This window comes from Dyella sp. (genome assembly GCF_036568765.1).
GTDB lineage: Bacteria > Pseudomonadota > Gammaproteobacteria > Xanthomonadales > Rhodanobacteraceae > GSA-30.
In genome coordinates this window covers 1-3,591 of record NZ_DATCRY010000300.1, presented here as the reverse complement: position 1 = coordinate 3,591, position 3,591 = coordinate 1, and the positions used below count along the sequence as shown (strand labels likewise).

The following is a 3,591-nucleotide window of genomic DNA, read 5'->3' as shown; positions in this document are numbered from 1 at the left end:
TCTAGAGGCCTAGGACATCACCCTTTCACGGTGGCGACCGGGGTTCGAATCCCCGTGGGGACGCCAAGTTGGAGCCACAGTAGCTGGAAAAACGCGGAGCGGTAGTTCAGTCGGTTAGAATGCTGGCCTGTCACGCCGGAGGTCGCGGGTTCGAGTCCCGTCCGCTCCGCCACTTATACGAGAAGCCCGCCTTGTGCGGGTTTTTTGTTGCCTGTCATTTGTATCGACGTGGCGGGGGATCGTTATGCAGGGGTTTGCTGCCTGTCGCGATCCTCGACGCGCTCCAGCGTACCGATCGAATGCCCCTGCTCGGCCAAATATTCCAACCAGCGCGACAGGAATCCGTTCATACGCAGCCGGTGCTGCAACACCGTATGCGCGGGCGCAAACGGCCCAAGCACCTGCCACAGGTGGCGGCCAGGATGGCAATGCAGCGCTTCGGCCACATGCGCATCGGTATACATGCGTAACTGCGCCGATGGCGACGGCTGGCCTGTCTGCTGATCGATGAAGTCGTAGGTGAGCTCCAACTCCAACGTGTACGGGTGGCATTCCTGGATATGCAGGTGCACGTCGAGGCCGTCATCCACGCTCGATACATAGCGCCCCGGACTCAGCTTATGCGGCGCGAACAGCCGAGCCAAGCGGTGATAGTTCTCGGCATACAGCCCCATCAGGAAACCGAAGCGGCCTGGCAACAACGCGTTACGGCTATCCAGTACGACACTCATGGGCGGCTTTGTACTCCTGCTGAAAAAGCGTATCTGTCAGAACATGGTCCGCTCGATACCGAAGCGGTCGAAAATCTTGCTGGCGATTTCTTCGATGGAGACATGCGTCGTATTGAGGCTCGGGATCCCTTCCCGCCGCATCAGCTTTTCCGCCTGCTCCAATTCCCACCTGCATTGCTGGATCGTCGCATAACGGCTATTGGCGCGCCGCTGCTCGCGAATCTGCGCCAACCGCTGCGGATCGATGGTAAGCCCGAACAGGCGATCCTTATAGGGGCGCAGCCGAGCGGGCAGTTCGAGCTTGTCCAGGTCGTCGTCGGTCAGAGGGTAATTGGCGGCACTGACACCATAATGCAAGGCCATATACAGACAGGTGGGCGTCTTGCCCGACCGCGACACGCCAATCAGGATCAGATCGGCGTGGCCGTAATCCACGTCGATGCCATCATCGTGCGAGAGCGCGTAGTTAGTCGCGTTGATGCGCGCTTCGTACTTCTCGAAATCCACCAGACCGTGCGAGCGGTTGACCGCACCGGAGCGCTTGGCGCCCAGCTCGTCTTCCAGCGGGCCGATAAATGGGGCGAACACGTCCAGCATCAAGGCCCCACTGGTGGCCACGATATCGCATAACGAACGATCGGCCATGGTATTGACCACGATCGGCTTCTCGCCCGTCTGGGCGTAGCGCGTCTTGATCCTGAGAGCGGCGGCCTCGGCTTTGTGCGCGTCGTCAATGAAGGGAAGACGGTGCTTGTCGAACTGAACGCCTTCGAACTGCGCCAGGATACTGTTGCCGATCGTCTCCGCGGTAATACCAGTGGAGTCGGAGATGAAAAAAACAGTTCGCTGCATGGGCATCCTTCAATGATGGAGCGGTCTTGGCAGGAACCTTAGCGCATGGCCGCAGCCTAAGTCTCTGCTTGACTTTTACCTGACTGGTATTGCATCGATAGCGAGTTGGCCCGCGACTGGTCTTCTTGTGCCGCGCACCATTGACAGCGGACAATACCAGTTCTTTGCGGCCCCTATTTTGCCTGGCGGCGCGGACCGCACCACCCGCTTACCCATTCAGAGCTCTTGGAGAGTCCCTTGAACGATTTGGTGCTTTGGCTCGACACGCTGCGCATGACCGACCTGGCCAAGGTCGGTGGCAAGAACGCGTCGCTCGGCGAGATGATCGGCAACCTGGCCAAGCTCGGCGTTTCGGTGCCGGGCGGTTTCGCCACCACCGCCAGCGCTTTCCAGCAGTATCTGGAAAAGAGCGGCGTCGCCAAGCGCATCCAGGAGCGGCTGAGCAAGCTGGATGTCGACGATGTCCAGGCCCTGGTCACCGCAGGCAAGGAAATCCGCGAATGGGTGACCGAAACGCCGCTGCCGTCCGACCTGGACCAGGCCATCCGCGATGCCTACGCCAAGCTCTGCAAGGATGCCGGTGCAGACGACATCGCCGTCGCCGTACGCTCCTCGGCCACGGCCGAAGACCTGCCCGACGCCTCGTTCGCCGGCCAGCAGGAGACCTTCCTCAATGTCGTCGGCATCGAGGACGTGCTGCACAAGGTCAAGGAAGTCTTTGCCTCGCTTTATAACGATCGCGCCATCGCCTACCGCGTACACCAAGGCTTCAAGCACGAAGACGTGTTCCTTTCCGCTGGCGTGCAGTTGATGGTTCGCTCGGACATCGGCGCATCGGGCGTGCTCTTTACCCTGGACACCGAGTCGGGCTTCCGCGATGTGGTCTTCGTCACCGGCAGCTATGGCCTGGGTGAAATGGTGGTGCAAGGCGCCGTCAATCCGGACGAGTTCTATGTCTTCAAGCCCACGCTCAAGCAAGGCAAACCGGCGGTGCTGCGCCGTAACCTGGGCGCCAAGCAGCTACGCATGGTCTATTCGAACCAGCCTGGCGAACGCGTCAAGACCGAGAACACTCCCGCCGAGTTGCGCACCAAATTCTGCATCGTCGATGCCGATGTGGAGGAGCTTGCGCGCCAGGCGCTGGTCATCGAGCAGCACTACGGCCGCCCGATGGATATCGAATGGGCGAAGGATGGCAACACCGGCAAGCTCTACATCGTGCAGGCCCGTCCGGAGACGGTGAAATCGCGCGCGCACGCTACCCAGCTCGAGCGCTTCCATCTCAATGAAAAAGGCAAGGTGCTGGCCGAAGGCCGCGCTATCGGCCAGAAGATCGGTGCCGGCAAGGCGCGCGTGGTGCGCAACCTGGACGATATGAACAAGGTGCAGCCTGGCGACGTGCTGATCGCCGACATGACCGATCCCGATTGGGAGCCGGTGATGAAGCGCGCCTCGGCGATCATCACCAACCGCGGCGGTCGCACCTGCCACGCGGCGATCATCGCACGTGAGCTCGGCGTGCCGGCCGTGGTCGGTACCGGCAATGCGCTGGAGACGATTCCCGATGGCAAGGACATCACCGTGTCCTGCGCCGAAGGCGATACCGGTTACATCTACGAAGGCAAGCTGAAGTTCGACCGCGTCACCGCGGATCTGGGCGATATGCCCGAGGCGCCACTGAAGATCATGATGAACGTGGCCAACCCCGAGCGCGCCTTCGACTTCGCCATGCTGCCGAACGAAGGCATCGGCCTGGCGCGACTGGAAATGATCATCGCCAGTCATATCGGTGTGCATCCGAAGGCCTTGCTGGAATACGCCAAGCAGGACGCCGCCACCAAGGCGAAGATCGACGAGCGTATTGCCGGCTACGCCGATCCGGTGAGCTTCTATGTCGATCGCCTGGCCGAAGGCATCGCCACGATCGCCGCGTCGGTGTACCCGAAACCGGTGATCGTGCGCCTGTCCGATTTCAAATCGAACGAATACGCCAACCTGCTCGGCGGTT

At 61.0% G+C, this 3,591-nt stretch carries 3 protein-coding genes and 1 tRNA gene; 2 read left to right on the top strand and 2 right to left on the bottom strand.

Features of this window, described 5'->3' with window-relative positions:
- The first annotated feature begins 95 nt into the window (after window positions 1-95).
- A tRNA-Asp gene (locus VIM98_RS18885) sits at window positions 96-172 on the top strand.
- Between the two features lie 70 nt (window positions 173-242).
- Here VIM98_RS18885 and VIM98_RS18880 read toward each other — a convergent pair.
- Window positions 243-731 carry a DUF1249 domain-containing protein gene (locus VIM98_RS18880; RefSeq protein WP_331994650.1) on the bottom strand — a complete coding sequence of 163 codons (489 nt, stop codon included), beginning with the start codon at window positions 729-731 and terminating at the stop codon, window positions 243-245.
- Between the two features lie 36 nt (window positions 732-767).
- Window positions 768-1,589, bottom strand: coding sequence for a posphoenolpyruvate synthetase regulatory kinase/phosphorylase PpsR (gene ppsR, locus VIM98_RS18875; RefSeq protein WP_331994649.1), 822 nt, complete (start codon window positions 1,587-1,589; stop codon window positions 768-770).
- 231 nt (window positions 1,590-1,820) lie between these two features.
- Between ppsR and ppsA the strand changes: the two genes are divergently transcribed.
- A partial coding sequence (gene ppsA, locus VIM98_RS18870; RefSeq protein WP_331994648.1) for a phosphoenolpyruvate synthase occupies window positions 1,821-3,591 on the top strand: 1,771 nt, incomplete at its 3' end.

Bases quoted from the DNA above. Each gene is read 5' to 3' on its own strand.
- VIM98_RS18880 (WP_331994650.1), bottom strand. From the start codon at position 731: ATGAGTGTCGTACTGGATAGCCGTAACGCGTTGTTGCCAGGCCGCTTC.
- ppsR (WP_331994649.1), bottom strand. From the start codon at position 1,589: ATGCCCATGCAGCGAACTGTTTTTTTCATCTCCGACTCCACTGGTATT.